General features: G+C 68.1%; 11 protein-coding genes. 8 read left to right on the top strand and 3 right to left on the bottom strand.

Going from position 1 to position 17,725, the window contains the following annotated elements:
• Positions 1-407 precede the first annotated feature (407 nt).
• The 6 genes from CEK69_RS12440 to CEK69_RS12415 all read left to right on the top strand — a co-directional run bounded on the left by CEK69_RS12440 (position 408) and on the right by CEK69_RS12415 (position 10,545).
• Positions 408-3,329 carry a VIT domain-containing protein gene (locus CEK69_RS12440; RefSeq protein ID WP_226975150.1) on the top strand — a complete coding sequence of 974 codons (2,922 nt, stop codon included), beginning with the start codon at positions 408-410 and terminating at the stop codon, positions 3,327-3,329.
• Between the two features lie 50 nt (positions 3,330-3,379).
• The gene (locus tag CEK69_RS12435; protein ID WP_226975149.1) at positions 3,380-4,276 is read left to right on the top strand and encodes a LytTR family DNA-binding domain-containing protein; all 897 of its coding nucleotides are present in this window, start codon (positions 3,380-3,382) and stop codon (positions 4,274-4,276) included.
• Positions 4,277-4,344: 68 nt separating this feature from the next.
• A protein-coding gene (gene prfB / locus CEK69_RS12430; RefSeq protein ID WP_100224025.1) for a peptide chain release factor 2 occupies positions 4,345-5,470 on the top strand; the annotation gives its coding sequence in 2 pieces (ribosomal slippage) (positions 4,345-4,419 and positions 4,421-5,470; 1,125 coding nt in all).
• Positions 5,471-5,564: 94 nt separating this feature from the next.
• Positions 5,565-7,082, top strand: coding sequence for a lysine--tRNA ligase (lysS, locus tag CEK69_RS12425; RefSeq protein WP_017917554.1), 1,518 nt, complete (start codon positions 5,565-5,567; stop codon positions 7,080-7,082).
• A 147-nt stretch (positions 7,083-7,229) separates the two neighbouring features.
• Positions 7,230-8,366: a two-component system response regulator gene (locus tag CEK69_RS12420; protein WP_043086876.1), complete on the top strand. Its 1,137-nt coding sequence runs from the start codon at positions 7,230-7,232 to the stop codon at positions 8,364-8,366.
• 1 nt (position 8,367) lies between these two features.
• Positions 8,368-10,545, top strand: a complete 2,178-nt coding sequence (locus CEK69_RS12415) for an ATP-binding protein (RefSeq protein WP_152245904.1) — start codon at positions 8,368-8,370, stop codon at positions 10,543-10,545.
• A 65-nt stretch (positions 10,546-10,610) separates the two neighbouring features.
• On the opposite strand, the gene CEK69_RS12410 is transcribed toward CEK69_RS12415, so the two are convergent.
• From CEK69_RS12410 to acnA, 3 genes are all read right to left on the bottom strand, one after another.
• Complete coding sequence (locus tag CEK69_RS12410) at positions 10,611-11,480, bottom strand: crotonase/enoyl-CoA hydratase family protein (protein ID WP_152245902.1); 870 nt, start codon at positions 11,478-11,480, stop codon at positions 10,611-10,613.
• 149 nt (positions 11,481-11,629) lie between these two features.
• Complete coding sequence (locus tag CEK69_RS12405; RefSeq protein WP_152235688.1) at positions 11,630-13,312, bottom strand: long-chain fatty acid--CoA ligase; 1,683 nt, start codon at positions 13,310-13,312, stop codon at positions 11,630-11,632.
• Between the two features lie 823 nt (positions 13,313-14,135).
• Positions 14,136-16,895 carry an aconitate hydratase AcnA gene (gene acnA / locus CEK69_RS12395; protein ID WP_152245900.1) on the bottom strand — a complete coding sequence of 920 codons (2,760 nt, stop codon included), beginning with the start codon at positions 16,893-16,895 and terminating at the stop codon, positions 14,136-14,138.
• A gap of 149 nt (positions 16,896-17,044) precedes the next feature.
• On the opposite strand from acnA, the gene CEK69_RS12390 reads away from it, so the two are divergent.
• Complete coding sequence (locus CEK69_RS12390) at positions 17,045-17,308, top strand: AbrB/MazE/SpoVT family DNA-binding domain-containing protein (protein WP_010343322.1); 264 nt, start codon at positions 17,045-17,047, stop codon at positions 17,306-17,308.
• Entirely contained in the window at positions 17,305-17,712 is a 408-nt protein-coding gene (locus CEK69_RS12385) for a type II toxin-antitoxin system VapC family toxin (RefSeq protein ID WP_017908728.1), read from the top strand. Before CEK69_RS12390 ends, CEK69_RS12385 begins: the two co-directional genes overlap by 4 nt.
• Positions 17,713-17,725 lie beyond the last annotated feature (13 nt).

Below are 17,725 nucleotides of genomic sequence, written 5' to 3'. Positions count from 1 at the left end.
GCGCCCCGGACCCTCACCCCAACCCCTCTCCCGGTGGGAGAGGGGCTTTGCTTTCCCTTCTCCCTTCGGGAGAAGGTGCCCCGCAGGGGCGGATGAGGGTACGGGCGCAGCCTCGCGCCGTCTGTTGCATCGCGCCTGTGCCGGACCCTCACCCCAACCCCTCTCCCGGAGGGAGAGGGGCTTTGCTTTCCCTTCTCCCCCGGGAGAAGGTGCCCCGCAGGGGCGGATGAGGGTACGGGCGCAGCCTCGCATCGCCAAAGCGCTGCGCCTTGCGCCGCACCCTCCCCCCCAACCCCTCTCCCGATGGGAGAGGGGCTTGCGCGTCGCCTGAGGTGTGGACGCACACGAGCAACCCCATCGCGTCACGGCGGACGTTCAAGCCATACCGTCCCAGCAAGGAGCGATCCATGCCGTCCACCATGCGCAGAAGCGTGTACGTGTTGTTGCTTTCGTTGTCGTTACTCGCCGCGGTCCCGGCCGGGGCACAGTCCGCGCCGCAGCGGCAATTGGTCGCGCCGTTGCTGCACACCGACGCCGGCGAACGTCCGGTCGAGCTGCGCTCGGCGACCGTGCGTGCGCATGCCGCCGCTGGCCTGGCCGAAACCACGGTGGAGCTGGAGTTCTTCAATCCCAACGCGCGCGTGCTGGAAGGGCAGCTGACGTTCCCGCTGCGCGAGGGGCAGCAACTCAGCGGTTTCGCCCTGGATGTCGACGGGCAGATGCGCGACGCGGTGCCGGTACCCAAGGCGCGCGGGCGCCAGGTGTTCGAAGCGGTCGAGCGGCGCGGCGTGGATCCGGGCCTGCTCGAGCAGACCGCCGGCAACCAGTTCCGGCTGCGCGTCTACCCGCTGCCGGCGCATGGTAGCCGCCATGTGCGCCTGGTCTATCGCGAATCGCTACAGCGCACCGCCGCCGGCTGGCAATGGCGCTTGCCGCTGGCGTATGCGGTCGGCGCGCGGTCGCTGCAGGTCGCGCTGAGTACCCAGGCCGCGCCTGATGAACGCGCGGCGACGCCCGGCATGCGGCTGCTGCCGACGGCGGATGGTGGCTACGCCGCGTCCTGGTCCGGCAGCCCGGCGCAGTTGCCGTCGGAGCTGGTGCTGTCGCTGCGCGCAAGCGCCGCGCCGCGCGTGGCGACCGGTCTCCACGATGGCCAGCGCTACTTCCAGGCGCTGGTGCCGATCGCCGACCTGCATGGCCCGCGCCCGCTGCCGCAACGCATCGGCCTGCTCTGGGATGCGTCGGGTTCGGCACGACAGCGCGACATTCCGGCCGAACTGGCCTTGCTGCAGCGCTATTTCGCCGCGGTCGGCACTGCCCAGGTCGATCTGATCGTGCTGCGCGACCGTGCCGCGGCGCCGCGCAGATTCCAGGTGCGCAACGGCGACTGGAGCGCCCTGAAGGCGGCGTTGCAGGCCGAGCAGCCCGACGGCGCCAGTGCGCTGGGCGCCTGGCAACCGGCGGCGCACGTGCAGGAGTATCTGTTGTTCAGCGATGGCCTGGGCAACTACGGCGCGCAGACCATGCCGACGCTGGCGCCGGGGCAGCGCCTGTATGCGATCGACTCGGCCGGCGTGCACGCCGATGCCGCGCGCCTGGCGGCGATCGCGGAAGCGCGCGGCGGACGCGCGATCGCATTGCAGGGCCTGCCGGGCGTGCAACTGGCCAGCGAGCGGCTGTTGCGGCGTGGCGGCGAACTGGTCGCGCTGGACGGTAGCCACGTTGCCGATCTGGTCGCCGATTCGCGCGACGCCGACGATGGCTACCTGCGCATCGCCGGGCGCCTGCTCGGCGCCGATGCGACGCTGCACCTGGAGATCGCCACCGCCGCCAGCACCCGACGCCTGAGTCTGCCGTTGCGCGAGGCGGAGGAAGTTCCAGGCGACCTGGTGCCGGGCGCCTGGGCACGGGCCATGTTGCGCAGCCTGTCCGCCGATCCGCAGGGATCGGCCGCGCGCCGCCAGGCGCTGGCGACGCGCTTCGGGCTGGTCAGCGCCGACACCTCGTTGCTGGTGCTGGAGAATGCCGACGACTACGCCCGCTATGGCATCCCGGCGCCCCCGGCGCTGCGTGCGGCGGTGGCGGGTGCGCAGGTGCGGCAGCAGAAGCTGCAGGACGACACGCGCAAGCGACGCATCGACGCGATCGCCGACGCGTTCGCGCAGCGTGTCGCCTGGTGGCAGCGGCGCTTTCCCAAGGACGCGCCGCCAGTGGCGATCGCCGCCGCTGACACTGCCGATCAGCGCATGCAGGCCCCGTCGGCCCCGCAACGGTCCATGGCCCTCGCAGCGCCTGCGCCGATGCCCGCTGCCGCGCCTGCACTCGCGCCGCTGGAGCTGGACATCGTCGGCGGTTCGTCCGGCGCGCCCAGCGACGCGGCCGCGTCGGCGACTGCGCGCGAGCGTGTGGCGGCTCCGGCCACGATCTCCCTGGCCGTGCAGCCCTGGCAGCCGGATTCGCCGTATGCGCGGCGCCTGCGTGCGGCCGCGGCGGACGCGGTGTATCCGCTGTATCTGAGCGAACGCGCGGCGCACGCCGACAGCGTGGCGTTCTACCTGGACGTGGCCGATGTGCTGTTCGAGCGCGGCCAGCGCGACCTGGCCCTGCGGGTGCTGTCCAACCTGGCCGAGCTGCAACTGGAAAATCGCCACGTGCTGCGCGTGCTCGGCTACAGGCTGCTGCAGGCCGGTCGCGCCGACCTGGCGGTGCCGGTGTTCGAGCAGGTGCTGCGGCTGGGCGAAGAGGAGCCGCAGAGTTTCCGCGACCTGGGCCTGGCCTATGCCGCGCGCGGCGACGCGCAGGCGGCGATCGCGCAGCTGTACCAGGTGGTGGTGCGCGACTGGGACACGCGCTTCGACGGGGTGAGCATGATCGCGCTCAACGAACTGAACGCGATCGTGGCGCGGGCGCCGCGGCCGCTGGACACCGGCTTCGTCGATCCACGGCTGCTGCGCAACCTGCCGCTGGACCTGCGCGTGGTGCTGAACTGGGACAGCGACAACAGCGACATGGACCTGTGGGTGACCGACCCCAATGGCGAGCGCTGCTTTTACGGAAACCGCGCGACTTACCAGGGCGGCCAGCTGTCGCCGGACTTCACCGGCGGCTACGGGCCGGAGGAGTTCTCGCTGCGCACCGCCAAGCCCGGCAAGTACAAGGTGGAAGCGAACTTCTTCGGCGAGCGCCAGCCGCTGGTCACCGGTGCCACCACCTTGCACCTGCAACTGAGCACGGGCTGGGGCACGGCCGCGCAACGCGACCAGGAGGTGACGCTGCGCCTGACCGAGCGCAAGGAGACGGTGCTGGTCGGCGAGTTCGAGGTGCGCTGATCCGCCCGGGGCGCGCCGGTGCGGTCATGCCGGCGCGCTACACTTTGCCGATGTCAGACCCCTCCGGCGCCAGCGCCTATTCCCGTTTCCAGCCCTGGCGCCGCAGCTTCGAAATCGGCTTCTGGGTCGCGCTGACCCTGATCAACGCCACCGCCAACAGCATCACGGTGCTGATCGACATCCGCACCACCGGGTTGCACTTCGCCGCCTGGGAGCCGGTGGTCTGGGAGTGGTCCAGCCAACTGATGTTCCTGCTGATCGTGCCGCTGGTGGTGCTGCTGACCCGGCGCTACCCGCTGCACTGGGACACCTGGCGGCGCCGGCTGCCGGGCTACCTGCTGGGCAGCGTGGCATTGTCGGTGCTGCACGTGGTGGGAATGGTCGCCCTGCGCAGCCTGGTCTACCGCCTGCAGGGCCAGCAGTACGACTTCGGGCCGTGGCCGCAGGGGCTGGCCTACGAATACCTCAAGGACGTGCGCAGCCTGGCCTCGATCGCGCTGTGCGTGGAGATGTACCGGTTCCTGTTGCGGCGCTGGCAGGGCGAGGCGGCGCTGCTCGGTGCGCCCGACGCTGGCCCGCCGGTGGGCTCGCTGGAACGGCCGGAGCGCTTCCTGGTGCGCAAGCTGGGCCGCGATTTCCTGGTCGCCGCGGCCGATATCGAATGGCTGCAGGCGGCCGGCAACTACGTCAACCTGCGCGTGCGCGGCCACGACTACCCGCTGCGCAGCACCATGGCCGCGATCGAGGCGCGGCTGGACCCGGCGCGGTTCGTGCGCATCCACCGCAGCTACATCGTCAACCTGGCCAGCGTGGTCTCGATCGAGCCGCTGGAGGCAGGCGAGGCGCGCGTGCACCTGCGCGACGGCAGCCAGGTCCCGTGCAGCCGCCGCTACCGCGCCGCGCTGCGGGTGGCGGCCGGGGAGGGCGAGGCCGCCCCCGTCGAGTAGTCCGGCGGCGCTGTGGCGCGGCGGCCGGAATTGCTAGAATCGCGCTCTTGTCTGCCGGAAACGCCGCAATGATCGAACTCAATCCGATTCGCCACCGCATCGCCGATCTGTCCGATCGGGTGCTGTCGCTACGGGGGTTTCTTTGACTACGACGCCAAGAAGGAGCGTCTAGAGGAAGTCACCCGGGAGCTGGAAAGCCCCGACGTCTGGAACGACCCCGAGCGCGCCCAGGGCCTGGGCCGTGAACGCGCCAGCCTGGAGAAGACCGTCGGCGGCATCGCCAGCGTGCTCGATGGCCTGAACGAATCGCTGGAATTCCTGGAACTGGCCGAGAGCGAGAACGACGAGGCCACCGCGCAGGCGGTGCTCGCCGACGTCGACCGCTTCCAGGCGCAGGTGGAGAAGCTGGAGTTCCAGCGCATGTTCTCCGGGCAGATGGACGCCAGCAACGCCTTCGTCGACATCCAGGCCGGCGCCGGCGGCACCGAGGCCCAGGACTGGGCCGAGATCCTGCTGCGCATGTACCTGCGCTGGTGCGAGTCGCGCGGCTGGAAGACCGAGCTGATGGAAGTCTCCGGCGGCGAAGTGGCCGGCATCAAGTCCGCCACGCTGCGCGTGGAGGGCGACTTCGCCTACGGCTGGCTGAAGACCGAGACCGGCGTGCACCGGCTGGTGCGCAAGTCGCCGTTCGACTCGGACAACCGCCGCCATACCAGCTTCACCTCGGTGTTCGTGTCGCCGGAAGTGGACGACAACATCGACATCGACATCAATCCGGCCGATCTGAAGACCGACGTGTACCGGTCCTCCGGCGCGGGCGGCCAGCACGTCAACAAGACCGAGTCGGCGGTGCGCATCACCCACGTGCCCACCGGCATCGTGGTGGCCTGCCAGACCGGGCGCAGCCAGCACCAGAACCGCGACAACGCGATGAAGATGCTCGCCGCCAAGCTGTACGAGCTGGAGATCCAGAAGCGCAACGCCGAACGCGATGCGGTGGAGGCGACCAAGTCCGACATCGGCTGGGGCAGCCAGATCCGCAACTACGTGCTCGACCAGAGCCGGATCAAGGACCTGCGCACCGGCGTGGAGCGCTCGGACACCCAGAAGGTGCTCGACGGCGACCTGGACGAGTTCGTCGAGGCCAGCCTCAAGTCCGGCCTGGAAGCCGGCGCGAAACGTAGCGACGCCTGAACCGGCGGCCTCCGTCCTGGCGACGGAGGCCGTGCGGCGGCACACGGCCCGCCGGCTGGTGCATTCTTTCCCTTCCTCACGCATCCCCCATCCCATGACCGAGCAGACCCCCGCGCCGTCCCTTCCCGTCGACGAGAACAGCCTCATCGCCGAACGGCGCGCCAAACTCGCCGCGCTGCGCGCGCAGGGCGTGGCCTATCCGAACGATTTCCGCCGCAGCGACTTCGCCGGCGATCTGCAGGCCGAGTTCGCCGACACCGAGCGCTGGACCGCCGAGGCGCTGGAGGCCCAGGGCCGCAGCCTGCGCCTGGCCGGGCGTCTGCTGGCCAAGCGGGTGATGGGCAAGGCCAGCTTCGTGCAACTGCAGGACGAGTCCGGGCGCATCCAGCTGTTCCTGCAGGCCAACGCCCTGGGCGAGGCCTACGACGCCTTCAAGGGCTGGGACATCGGCGATATCATCGGCGTGGAAGGCGGGCTGACCCGCACCAAGACCGGCGAGCTGTCGGTCAAGGCCACCGGCCTGCGCCTGCTGACCAAGGCGCTGCGGCCGCTGCCGGACAAGTGGCACGGCCTGTCGGACGTGGAGCAGCGCTACCGCCAGCGCTACGTCGACCTGATCGTGTCGCCGGAGGCGCGCGAGGTGTTCGTCAAGCGCTCCAAGATCATCCGCGCCATGCGCGCCTGGCTGGACGCGCGCCGCTTCCTGGAAGTGGAGACGCCGATGATGCATTACATCCCCGGCGGCGCCACGGCCAAGCCGTTCACCACCCACCACAACGCCCTGGACCTGGACCTGTACCTGCGGGTGGCTCCGGAGCTGTACCTGAAGCGCCTGGTGGTCGGCGGCCTGGAACGGGTCTACGAAATCAACCGCAATTTCCGCAACGAAGGCGTCAGCACCCGGCACAATCCGGAATTCACCATGATGGAGCTGTACGAGGCCTACGCCACGTACCACGAGGTGATGGACCTGACCGAGAACGTCATCCGCGACGTCGCCCGCGAGGTGCTGGGTACCACCCAGGTGCACTGGGACGGCGCCGACATCGACCTGGCGCCGGCGTTCCGCCGCTGGCGCATGGACGAGGCGGTGCGCCACCACAACCCGGAGATCAGCGCCGCCGACTGCACCGACCGCGAGGCCCTGCTGCGCCATTGCGAGCGGCTGAAGATCCGCACCAAGCCGTCCTACGGCTGGGGCAAGCTGCTGCTGGAGATCTTCGAGGCCACGGTCGAGCACACCCTGATCCAGCCGACCTTCATCACCGACCACCCGGTCGAGGTGTCGCCGCTGGCCCGCTCCAGCGACACCGAGCCGGGCTACACCGACCGCTTCGAGCTGTTCATCAACGGCAAGGAAATCGCCAACGGCTTCTCCGAGCTCAACGACCCGGAAGACCAGGCGGCGCGGTTCCAGGCACAGGTGGCGGCGAAGGACGGGGGGGACGACGAGGCCATGCACTTCGACGCCGACTACATCCGGGCGCTGGAAGTCGGGCTGCCGCCGACCGGCGGCCTGGGCATCGGCATCGACCGACTGGTAATGTTGCTCACCGGCAGCAGCTCGATCCGTGACGTGCTGCTGTTTCCGTACATGCGTCCGGAGGCTTAATCTAGCCGCGGACGAGGTGGCGCGGTTCTTGCACCAGGCGTTGCACGCAAAAGGAAGTGAGGTGGACGGGCCGGGGTGAGTCAGCGTCGGCGCGTTCCCGTTGTCGTCTCAGCAGCCCGCGCAGATGCGACGGGCGGAGGATTGCAGATGCATGATGCCAGCATGAGCCTCTCCGGCGCGTCCTCGAACGGGGACCGTCTCCACTGGGCGGACGGAAGCGACAATCGTTTGAACATCGTCATCGTCGACGATCAGACCTCCGCGCGGACGATGCTGCGGCATGTCATCGAGGACATCGCCCCGGAACTGACCGTGCGCGACTTCGGCGACTCGCAGGCCGCGCTGGCCTGGTGCGAGGCCGGCAAGGTCGACCTGTTGCTGCTCGACTACCGCATGCCGGGCATGGACGGGCTGGAGTTCGCGCGGCGCCTGCGCCGGCTGCCCAAGCACCGCGACATCCCGATCATCCTGATCACCGTGGTCGGCGACGAGCCGATCCGCCAGGCGGCGCTGGAAGCGGGGGTGATCGACTTCCTGGTCAAGCCGATCCGCCCGCGCGAGCTGCGCGCGCGTTGCCACAACCTGCTGCAGCTGCGGCTGCAGAGCGAGAACATCAAGCAGCGCGCGATGTCGCTGGAGCAGCGCCTGCTGGCCAGCATGCGCGAGGTCGAGGAACGCGAGCGCGAGACCCTGTCGCGGCTGGCGCGGGCCATCGAGTACCGCGACGTCGGTACCAGTGCCTACCTGGAACGCATGGCGCACGTGGCCGGGCTGATCGCCGAGCAACTGGGCCTGTCCGAGGACGAGGTGCGGGTCATCGAGATGGCCGCGAGCCTGCACGACATGGGCAAGATCGCCATTCCCGACGCGGTGCTGCTCAAGCCGGGCAAGCTCAACGAGGACGAGATGGCGGTGATGCGCATGCACCCGCGCATCGGCTACGAACTGCTCAGCGGCAGCCAGAACCGTTTCATCCAGGTCGGCGCGCTGATCGCCCTGCGCCACCATGAGCGCTACGACGGCAGCGGCTACCCGGACGGCCTGGTCGGCGAGGCGATTCCGCTGGAAGCGCGGATCGTGGCGGTCGCCGACGTGTTCGACGCGCTGATCTCGCCGCGCCCCTACAAGGAAGCCTGGACCATGGATGCGACGCTGGCCTATCTCTACGCCCAGCGCGGCCGCCTGTTCGACCCGCGCTGCGTGGACGCGCTGTTCCGCGGCCGCGAGCAGCTGCAGGTGATCTGCGAGAAATTCTCCACCGCCTCGGCGCGACCAGGAGTCTGACATGACCTCGGCGATCACGTGGGTGCGGCAACGGTTCGCGGAGCGCAAGGATACCGAGCATGCGCAGGCCCTGGTGCGGATCGCCCTGATCTCCATCATCCTGAGCTACGTGCTGCTGCCGGGTCCGCGCGCGACCTTGCCGATGCGCGAGTACCTGAACGTGGTCGCCGTGGTGTCGTCCGGTCTGGTGCTGTCGCTGGGCGTGCTGGCCTGGCTGCTGTGGCGGCCGGAGCGTTGCGACACGCGACGGATCATCGGCATGATCGCCGACTACGGCCTGATCGCCGCGGCCATGATCGGCATGGGCGAGCCGCTGGCCTGGATGTACGTCGTGGTGCTGTGGGTGACGGTCGGCAACGGTTTGCGCTACGGCAACCGATATCTGTATCTGGCGGTGGCCATGGGGGTGACCAGCTTCGGCACCACCGTGCTGGTGACACCCTACTGGCGCAACAACCTTGGGCTGGGGATCGGTCTGGTCGTCGGCCTGCTGGCGGTGCCGCTCTATCTGTCTGGGCTGCTGCGGCAATTGACCCAGGCGACCAAGGAAGCGCAGCGCGCCAACGAGGCGAAGAGCCGCTTTCTGGCGAATATGAGCCACGAGTTCCGCACGCCGCTCAATGGCCTCTCGGGCATGACCGAGGTGCTGTCGACAACCAGGCTCGATGCCGAGCAGCGCGAGTGCGTCAGCACCATCCAGGCCTCTGCCAAGAGCCTGCTCTCGCTGGTCGAAGAGGTGCTGGACATCTCCGCCATCGAGGCCGGAAAGGTCCGCGTCGACAAGAGCGCCTTCTCGCTGCGCGAGACCGTGGAGCAGATCGGGCTGATCCTGCAGCCGCAGGCGCGGGCCAAGGCGATCGGCTATTTCGTCGACATCGCTGCCGAAGTGCCGAACCATCTGTTGGGCGACGCGGGTCACCTGCGCCAGGTGCTGCTGAATCTGGCCGGGAACGCGATCAAGTTCACCGATTCCGGTCGCGTCGACGTGCGGGTCAAGCTGCTGCGCAGCGACGCAGAGCGGACGTGGCTGAGTTTCGATATTGTCGATACCGGTATCGGGGTGCCGGAATCGATGCGATCGCGGTTGTTCGATGCGTTCGAGCAGGCGGATGTGGGGCTGGCCCGGCGCTACGAGGGCACCGGGCTAGGGACCACGATCGCCAAAGGCCTGGTGGAATCGATGGGCGGCAGTATCGGTTATCAGGAGAACCTGCCGCGCGGCAGCCGGTTCTGGTTCGATCTGCCTTTCGAGATCGCTGCGAGCAGCGTCGAGGAAGCGCCGGAAACGGAAGCGGCTGCTGCCGAACATCCCGAGGAAAACGGTCAGCCCGGGAACGTCATCGCCTTTTCCGATCCCTTCCTGCGCCACCGTGCACGCATCCGCAGCATGCGCATTCTGGTGGCCGACGATCATGCCGCCAATCGCATGGTGCTGCAGCGCCTGCTGCAGAAGGCCGGTCACCGTCCGATCTGCGTCGAAGGGGCCGAATCGGTGCTGGACGCCTTGGCGGAGAGCGAGTTCGACGGGGTCATCGTCGATCTGCACATGCCGGGCATGAGCGGATTGGACATGCTGAAGCAGTTGCGGATCATGCAGGCTGGCGGCCCGCGAACGCCTGTGGTGGTGCTCAGCGCGGACGTCACGCCCGATGCGATCCAGCGTTGCGAGCAGGCCGGTGCGCACACGTTCCTGGCCAAGCCGGTGGTGGCCAGCCGTTTGCTGGATACCCTGGCCGACATCGCGGTGGAAGGACGCCTGCGCGGTTCGGGCGAGGCTCAGGTCAGGCAGTTGAGTGCCACCGCCGAAGGGGTGCTGGATTCCTCTGTGCTCGACGAACTGGCCGGGCTGGGCATGGGCGAGGGATTCGAGCGCGAGTTCATTTCGCAGTGCCTCAACGACGCCGAAGGCTGTCTGGGCGGCATGCAGATCGCAGGCGACGCGGAGCATTGGGAACGCCTGCGCGAACATGCCCACGCGATCAAGGGCGTGGCGAGCAATCTGGGTCTGATCCGGTTGGCCAGCCTCGGTGGCGAACTGATGCAGATGGCGGAATGGCAGATGCGCAGCGAATGGCGCTCCCGATTGATGGCACTCAATGCCAGTCTGACCGAGGGCAGGGAAGTACTCGAGGCGCGCGCGCGCCGCAGCGCGAGTTCCGAAGAGAACGAGCTGCGCTGACCCCGCAGTAGGGCCCGGGCATGGCACCGGGCCGACCACTGATCGCAGACCGCTGACGTCTTGCCCTAGGCTGCGACGTCCCGCGCACGCCGGGTCTGCGCGCGTACCAGCCGATCCATCGTGCGCAGCGATTTCTCGTCCAACGCCAACGCGGAGTCGACCCAGATGTCGGTGATCGCCTGCAGTTCCTGCAGCGTCACGGGTTGCGCCAGATTGCGCACGGCGTTCATCGCCAGGTACGACTGCGGATTGCGGCGCTGGTCGTGGATGAGTTGCTTCACGCGGTCGATGCCCTGATTCCGCGGGACCAGCACATCGACGATGCCCATCGCATGCATCTGCTCGCTGCTGTAGAGGTCGGCGCTCAGAATGATCCGTTCGGCGACATGCGGAGCGACCCGCTTGCACAGGAACGAATAAGCGCCCATGCCGGGAATCAGCCCGAAAATCGCCTCGGGCAAGCCCATGGTGACGCCTTCCTCCGCAACGATGGTGTGGCAGGCCAACGCCATCTCAAGCCCCCCGCCCAGCGTATCGCCCTGCAGCAGGGCGATGGTGCGCACATCGCCCGACAGGCCGCGATGCAGTTGATGGACGCCGTTGACGCAGCGATAGGCGTAGTCGAGCAGTTGCGCACGGTCCTTGCGGCGGATGAGGTCGGAAAAAAGCGCGAGATCGCCGCCGAGGTTGAAGACATTGGCGTCCGAGGCGATGACCAGATGCTGCAGCGCGCTCTTCCTGGGCGCCTGCGATCGCGTCGTCATGACCTCCAGCGCTGCAAGGACGTCATCGAGCATCTGGCTATGGAAGCAGGGACGCGTTCCGAGTTGCGGATTCGCATGCATGTACAGCCAATGGCTATCGTCGTCGCCGTCCGCATCGATGCGGATGCTGGAGTAGGCGCGGGTACGGGGCAGCGTGTCGATCGTGCTCATGGCGGGCTCTCGGAAAGACGCCCGCGGAGATGGCGTGGCGCAGCGGGCGAGTGCGTTTCCACTCGGCGGATGCTACACCCGGGTGCCGCGGCCGGAACTCGCCCCGCCAGCGCCTGCACGAGCGCCGCGTGGGCGCCCGTCGGACCTGCTTATTGCGGCGGCGCGTCGCGCAGTTCGCGCCGCAGGATCTTGCCGACGTTGGTCTTGGGCAGCTCCTTGCGGAACTCGACGATGCGCGGGTGCTTGTAGCCGGTGAGGTTGGCGCGGGCGTGCGCCTTCACCTCGTCGGCGGTCAGGTTGGGGTCCTTCTTCACGATGACCACCTTGACCGCTTCGCCGGATTTTTCGTCCGGCACACCGACCGCGGCCACTTCCAGCACGCCGGGCATCATCGCGATGACGTCCTCGACCTCGTTCGGATACACGTTGAAGCCGGACACCAGGATCATGTCCTTCTTTCGGTCGACGATATAGAAGAAGCCCTGCGGATCCATCCGCGCCATGTCGCCGGTGTGCAGCCAGCCGTCGGCATCGATGGCGCTTGCGGTTTCCTCCGGCCGGCGCCAGTAGCCCTTCATCACTTGCGGCCCGCGGATGCACAGCTCGCCGACCTCGCCATGGGCGAGGACCTGGCCCTGGTCGTCCTTGACGCAGGCGTCGGTGGACGGGATCGGCAGGCCGATCGCGCCGTTGTATTCGGTCAGGGTCAGCGGGTTGATGCAGGCCGCCGGCGAGGTCTCGGTGAGGCCGTAGGCTTCGACCAGGGTGACACCGGTGACCTGCTTCCAGCGCTCGGCCACCGCGCGTTGCACCGCCATGCCGCCGCCGAGGGTGAACTTCAGCGAGGAGAAATCCACCTTGTCGAAGCCGGGGGTGTTGAGCAGGCCGTTGAACAGGGTGTTGACGCCGGTGAAGGCGGTGAAGCGGGTCTTCTGCAGCTCCTTGACGAAGCCCGGCATGTCGCGCGGATTGCTGATCAGGTGGTTGAGCCCGCCGAGCTTCATGAAGACCAGCCCGTTCGCGGTCAGCGCGAAGATGTGGTACAGCGGCAGCGCGGTGATGATGACTTCCTTGCCTTCCTCCAGCTTGCCGGTCGCCGAGATCCAGGCGCCGGCCTGCAGCATGTTGGCGACCAGGTTGCGGTGGGTCAGCATGGCGCCCTTGGCCACGCCGGTGGTGCCGCCGGTGTACTGCAGGAAAGCGATGTCGTCCGGTTCGATGTCGATCTGAGGCAGCGTGTGCAGGCGGCCCAGGGTCAGCGCGTCGCGGAAGCGGATCGCGTTGGGGATGTCGTAGTCCGGCACCAGCTTCTTGACGTACTTCAGCACGAAGTTGACCAGCGGGCCCTTGGGGAAGCCCAGCATGTCGCCCAGGCCGGTGGTGATGACCTGTTTGACGGGGGTATCGGCGAGCACTTCCTGCACGGTGGTACCGAAGTTGTCGATCACCACCAGGGCGCTGGCGCCGGAGTCGATCAGCTGGTGGCGCAGTTCGCGCGGGGTGTACAGCGGATTGACGTTGACCACGGTCATGCCGGCCAGCAGCACGCCGAAGGTGGCGATGGGGTACTGCAGGCAGTTGGGCATCATCAGGGCGACGCGGTCGCCTTTCTTGAGCTGCAGTTCGCCCAGCAGGTAGCCGGCGAATTGCCGGGCCAGTTCGCCGGCCTCGCGGTAGGTCAGGGTCTTACCGAAGTTGCAGTAGGCGGGGCGGTCTCCGAACTTGGCCACGGAGCTTTCGAACACCGCGGCGACGGAGCGGTACTCGTCGACGTTGATGTCGGCGCCAACGCCGGCCGGATAACTCTGCAACCACGGACGATCCAGACTCATATTCCCCCTCCAGGAAACGTATTGTTGGGCTCTGTACGGACAGTATCCGCTAGAACCGGCAACGGCAGCATACCGTTCCGTAGGGAAAAGGCGAACAGGGGTGGGGTGGTTGCCTCGCGGGCGAGCGTGTTTTGCGTTGTTAGGGCAAGCGTGCCGAAGACCATCTCTGCTGTTGCTGTTGCTTTTACCTGTTCCCTTCCGAAGCGGCGGCCAGTTCGGGGAAAAACCCCGAAGGGGCGGCGCACAAGGACGTGCGCCGTCCGCGGCAGGGGCAGGATGCCCCTTCCGCGGATCCCCGGGCTGGACGCGGACCCGGAGCGCGCAGCGCGGAGGGCGCGAGGCAGGGTGTGCTTTCTTTTGGTTACTTTTCTTTGCACAAGCAAAGAAAAGTAACTCGCCGAAAGGCGAAAGCCTTTGCTCTCGCGTGCGCGCGCATGCAAGCGTCAATTCGCGGACCCTGGCAGCGCCCCCGCGCTGGCGCGGGGGCCGGGCTTCCGCTGTTGGAAACCGCCGGGTCGATCAGCGTGCAGCCAACTGCCGCAGCACGTACTGCAGCAGGCCGCCGTGGTGGGCGAGCCGGCGCGCTTGCGAACCACGGGTTCGCGCGCCGGCGCAGCGCCCCCGCGCAGTCGCGGGGGCCGGGCTTCCGCTGTCGGACACCCGCGGGCGGATCAGCGCGCAGCCAACTGACGCAGCACGTACTGCAGCAGACCGCCGTGGTGGGCGAGCCGGCACGCTTGCGAACCATTGGTTCGCGTGCCGGCGCAGCGCCCCCGCGCTGGCGCGGGGGCCGGGTTTCCGCTGCCGGAAACCGCAGGGTCGGTCAGCGCGCGGCCAACTGACGCAGCACGTACTGCAGCAGACCGCCGTGGCGGAAATACTCCACTTCCTTCGGCGTCAGCAGCATCACCGCCACCTCGAACGTCTGCACGGCGCCGTCGGCCTTGGTCGCGCTGACCTGGGCGCGCTTGCTGGCGCCGTCCTGCAGGCCGGTGATCTCGAACACCTCCGAGCCGTCCAGGCCCAGCGACTGCGCGTTCTGGCCCTGCAGGAACTGCAGCGGCAGCACGCCCATGCCGACCAGGTTGGAGCGGTGGATGCGCTCGAAGCTCTCGGCGATCACCGCCTTGACCCCGAGCAGGTTGGTGCCCTTGGCCGCCCAGTCGCGCGAGGAGCCGGTGCCGTACTCCTTGCCGCCGATCACCACCAGCGGCACGCCGTCGGCCTTGTACTTCATCGCCGCGTCGTAGATCGCCAGCTTTTCCGGCTGGCCACCGCCGGGCGGGTGGTACAGGGTGTTGCCGCCTTCCTCGCCGCCGAACATCAGGTTCTTGATGCGGATGTTGGCGAAGGTGCCGCGGACCATGACGTCGTCGTTGCCGCGGCGGCTGCCGTAGCTGTTGAAGTCGGCCGGCTGCACGCCGCGCTCCTGCAGGAAGCGGCCCGCCGGCGAGTCCTTCTTGATGTTGCCGGCCGGGGAGATGTGGTCGGTGGTGATCGAATCGCCGAACAGGCCCAGCACGCGCGCGCCGTGCACGTCCTCGATGCGGCCGACCTGCATGGTCATGCCGTCGAAGTAGGGCGGGTTCTTGATGTAGGTGGAGGCGCCATCCCACGCGTACAGCTCGCCATCGGGCGAGGCGATGGTGTTCCAGCGGCTGTCGCCCTTGAACACGTCGGCGTAGTTCTGCTTGAACATCTCCGGGCCGACCGTGGCGGCGATGGTGTCGCCGATCTCCTTGTTGCTCGGCCAGATGTCGCGCAGGTACACCGGCTGGCCGTCGCTGCCGGTACCCAGCGGGTCGCGGGTCAGGTCGATGTCGGTGGTGCCGGCGATGGCATAGGCGACCACCAGCGGCGGCGAGGCCAGGTAGTTCATCTTCACTTCCGGATGCACGCGGCCTTCGAAGTTGCGGTTACCCGACAGCACCGAGGCCACCACCAGGTCGTCCTTGGCGATCGCCGCGGAGACGTCCTCGGGCAGCGGGCCGGAGTTGCCGATGCAGGTGGTGCAGCCGTAGCCGACCACGTAGAAGCCGAGCTGTTCCAGGTCGCGCATGACCCCGGCCTTCTTCAGGTAGTCGGTGACCACCAGCGAACCCGGCCCGAGCGAGGTCTTGACCCACGGCTGCGCCTTCAGGCCCTTGGCCACGGCATTGCGCGCGAGCAGGCCGGCGCCGAGCATCACCGCCGGGTTGGAGGTGTTGGTGCAGGAGGTGATCGCCGCGATCACCACCGCGCCGTCGCGCAACTGCCAGCCGGCGCCGCTGGCCTCGGCGTCCTGCGCATGCGCCGCCTGGGCGCCGACCGCAGTGCCGCCGCCGCCTTCGTTCTTGAGCCGGTCTTCCTGCACGGCATCGCTGCGGCGCTTGGCGCGCGCGTCGGCGAACGGCACCAGGCTGTCGCGGTAGTTGCGCTGCATGTCTTCCAGCAGCACGCGGTCCTGCGGGCGCTTGGGACCGGCCAGCGACGGCTTGACCTCGCCCATGTCCAGTTCCAGGACGGCGCTGTATTCGGCATGCGCGCTGTCGGCGTCGTGCCACAGGCCCTGCGCCTTGGCGTATGCCTCGACCAGCGCGATCTGCTCCTCGCTGCGCCCGGACAGGCGCAGATAGGTCAGCGATTCGGCGTCGATCGGGAAGATGCCGCAGGTGGCGCCGTACTCGGGCGCCATGTTGCCGATGGTGGCGCGGTCGGCCAGCGGCAGGTGCTGCAGTCCCTCGCCGAAGAACTCGACGAACTTGCCGACCACGCCGTGCTTGCGCAGCATCTGCGTCACCGTCAGCACCAGGTCGGTGGCGGTGGCGCCTTCGGGCAGCTTGCCGGTGAGCTTGAAGCCCACCACCTGCGGGATCAGCATCGACGAGGGCTGGCCGAGCATCGCCGCTTCCGCCTCGATGCCGCCCACGCCCCAGCCGAGCACGCCGATGCCGTTGATCATCGTGGTGTGGCTGTCGGTGCCGAACACGGTGTCCGGGTAGGCGATCGCCTCGCCGTCGCGCTCGCCGGTCATCACCACCCGCGCCAGGTGCTCCAGGTTGACCTGGTGCACGATGCCGGTGTTCGGCGGCACCACCTTGAAGTTGTCGAAGGCCTTCTGGCCCCAGCGCAGGAAGCCGTAGCGTTCCTTGTTGCGCTGGAATTCGATCTTGCCGTTGAGGTCCAGCGCGTCGGGCTTGCCGAACACGTCCACCTGCACCGAATGGTCGATCACCAGTTCCGAGGGGATCAGCGGGTTGATCTGCTCCGGGCGTCCGCCGAGCTTGACCACCGCATCGCGCATCGCCGCCAGGTCGACCACGCAGGGCACGCCGGTGAAGTCCTGCAGCACCACGCGCGCCGGCATGAAGGCGATCTCGGTGTCGGGTTCGGCCTTGGGATCCCACTTGGCCACTGCCTCGATGTGGTCCTTGCCCACGGTCACGCCGCCGTCTTCGTGGCGCAACAGGTTTTCCAGCAGGATCTTCAGCGAGTAGGGCAGGCGGGCGATATCGAAGCGCTCGGCGAGCTTGGGCAGGCTGTAGTAGGCGTAGCGTTGGCCGTTGACCTCGAGCGAGGCGCGGGTGGAAAAGGAATCGCTCATCACGGAACTCCTATGGCGTCGCGGCTGTAGGGACTGCGGTCATTCTGACCGATTCAGTGTGTATGGCAGGTGTGACCGCCGCTGTATGCGGGCTTGAGTATGACGCTTCAAGTATGTAAAATTCGTACATACCTTGCGGAGCCCGTCCCATGGAAGCCACTGTCGCCGAACGCGGTCAGATCACCCTGCCCAAGGCCGTGCGCGATGCGCTGGGCCTGAGCAAGGGCACCATCCTGAAGGTGGAACTGGACGGCGGCCGGATCATCCTGCGCAAGAGCGTGGACGATGCCATCTCGCGCGCCCGCGGCCGCTTCAAGCTCGACGGCTTCGCCAGCACCGACGAGGCGATGCGCGCGATCCGCGGCCGTGCCCCGGGCGATCCGTTCGAACCCGAGCCCGACGCCGGCGCATGATCGCCATCGACTCGTCCGTGCTGGTGGACCTGCTGGCCGACGGCCCGCAGGCCGACGCCACCGAAGCCTGCCTGCGACAGTGCCTGAGCACCGGCCCGGTGGTGGTCTGCGACATCGTCCTGGCCGAGGTCTGCAGCGCGCTGCGCGACGGCGCCGAGGCCTTGTCGGTGCTGGAGGACATGAGCATCCGCTTCAGCGCGCTGGAGGCCAAGTCGGCCTTGCGCGCCGGCGAGATGCAGCGCCGCTTCCGCGCCCGTGGCGGCAAGCGCGAACGGGTGGTGGCCGATTTCCTGATCGGTGCGCATGCGCTGCTGCAATGCGATGGCCTGATCACCCACGACGACCGTTTTTTCCGCGATTACTTCAAAGGCCTGAAGATCATCGTCCCCAAGCCTGCCGGCTGACGCCGCGCCGCCG

It is taken from the genome of Xanthomonas sp. LMG 12462 (assembly GCF_009192885.1).
In the GTDB taxonomy this organism is placed as follows: domain Bacteria; phylum Pseudomonadota; class Gammaproteobacteria; order Xanthomonadales; family Xanthomonadaceae; genus Xanthomonas_A; species Xanthomonas_A sontii.
The sequence above is the reverse complement of the archived record's forward strand: the minus strand, read 5'-3'. Positions and strand labels throughout refer to the sequence as shown.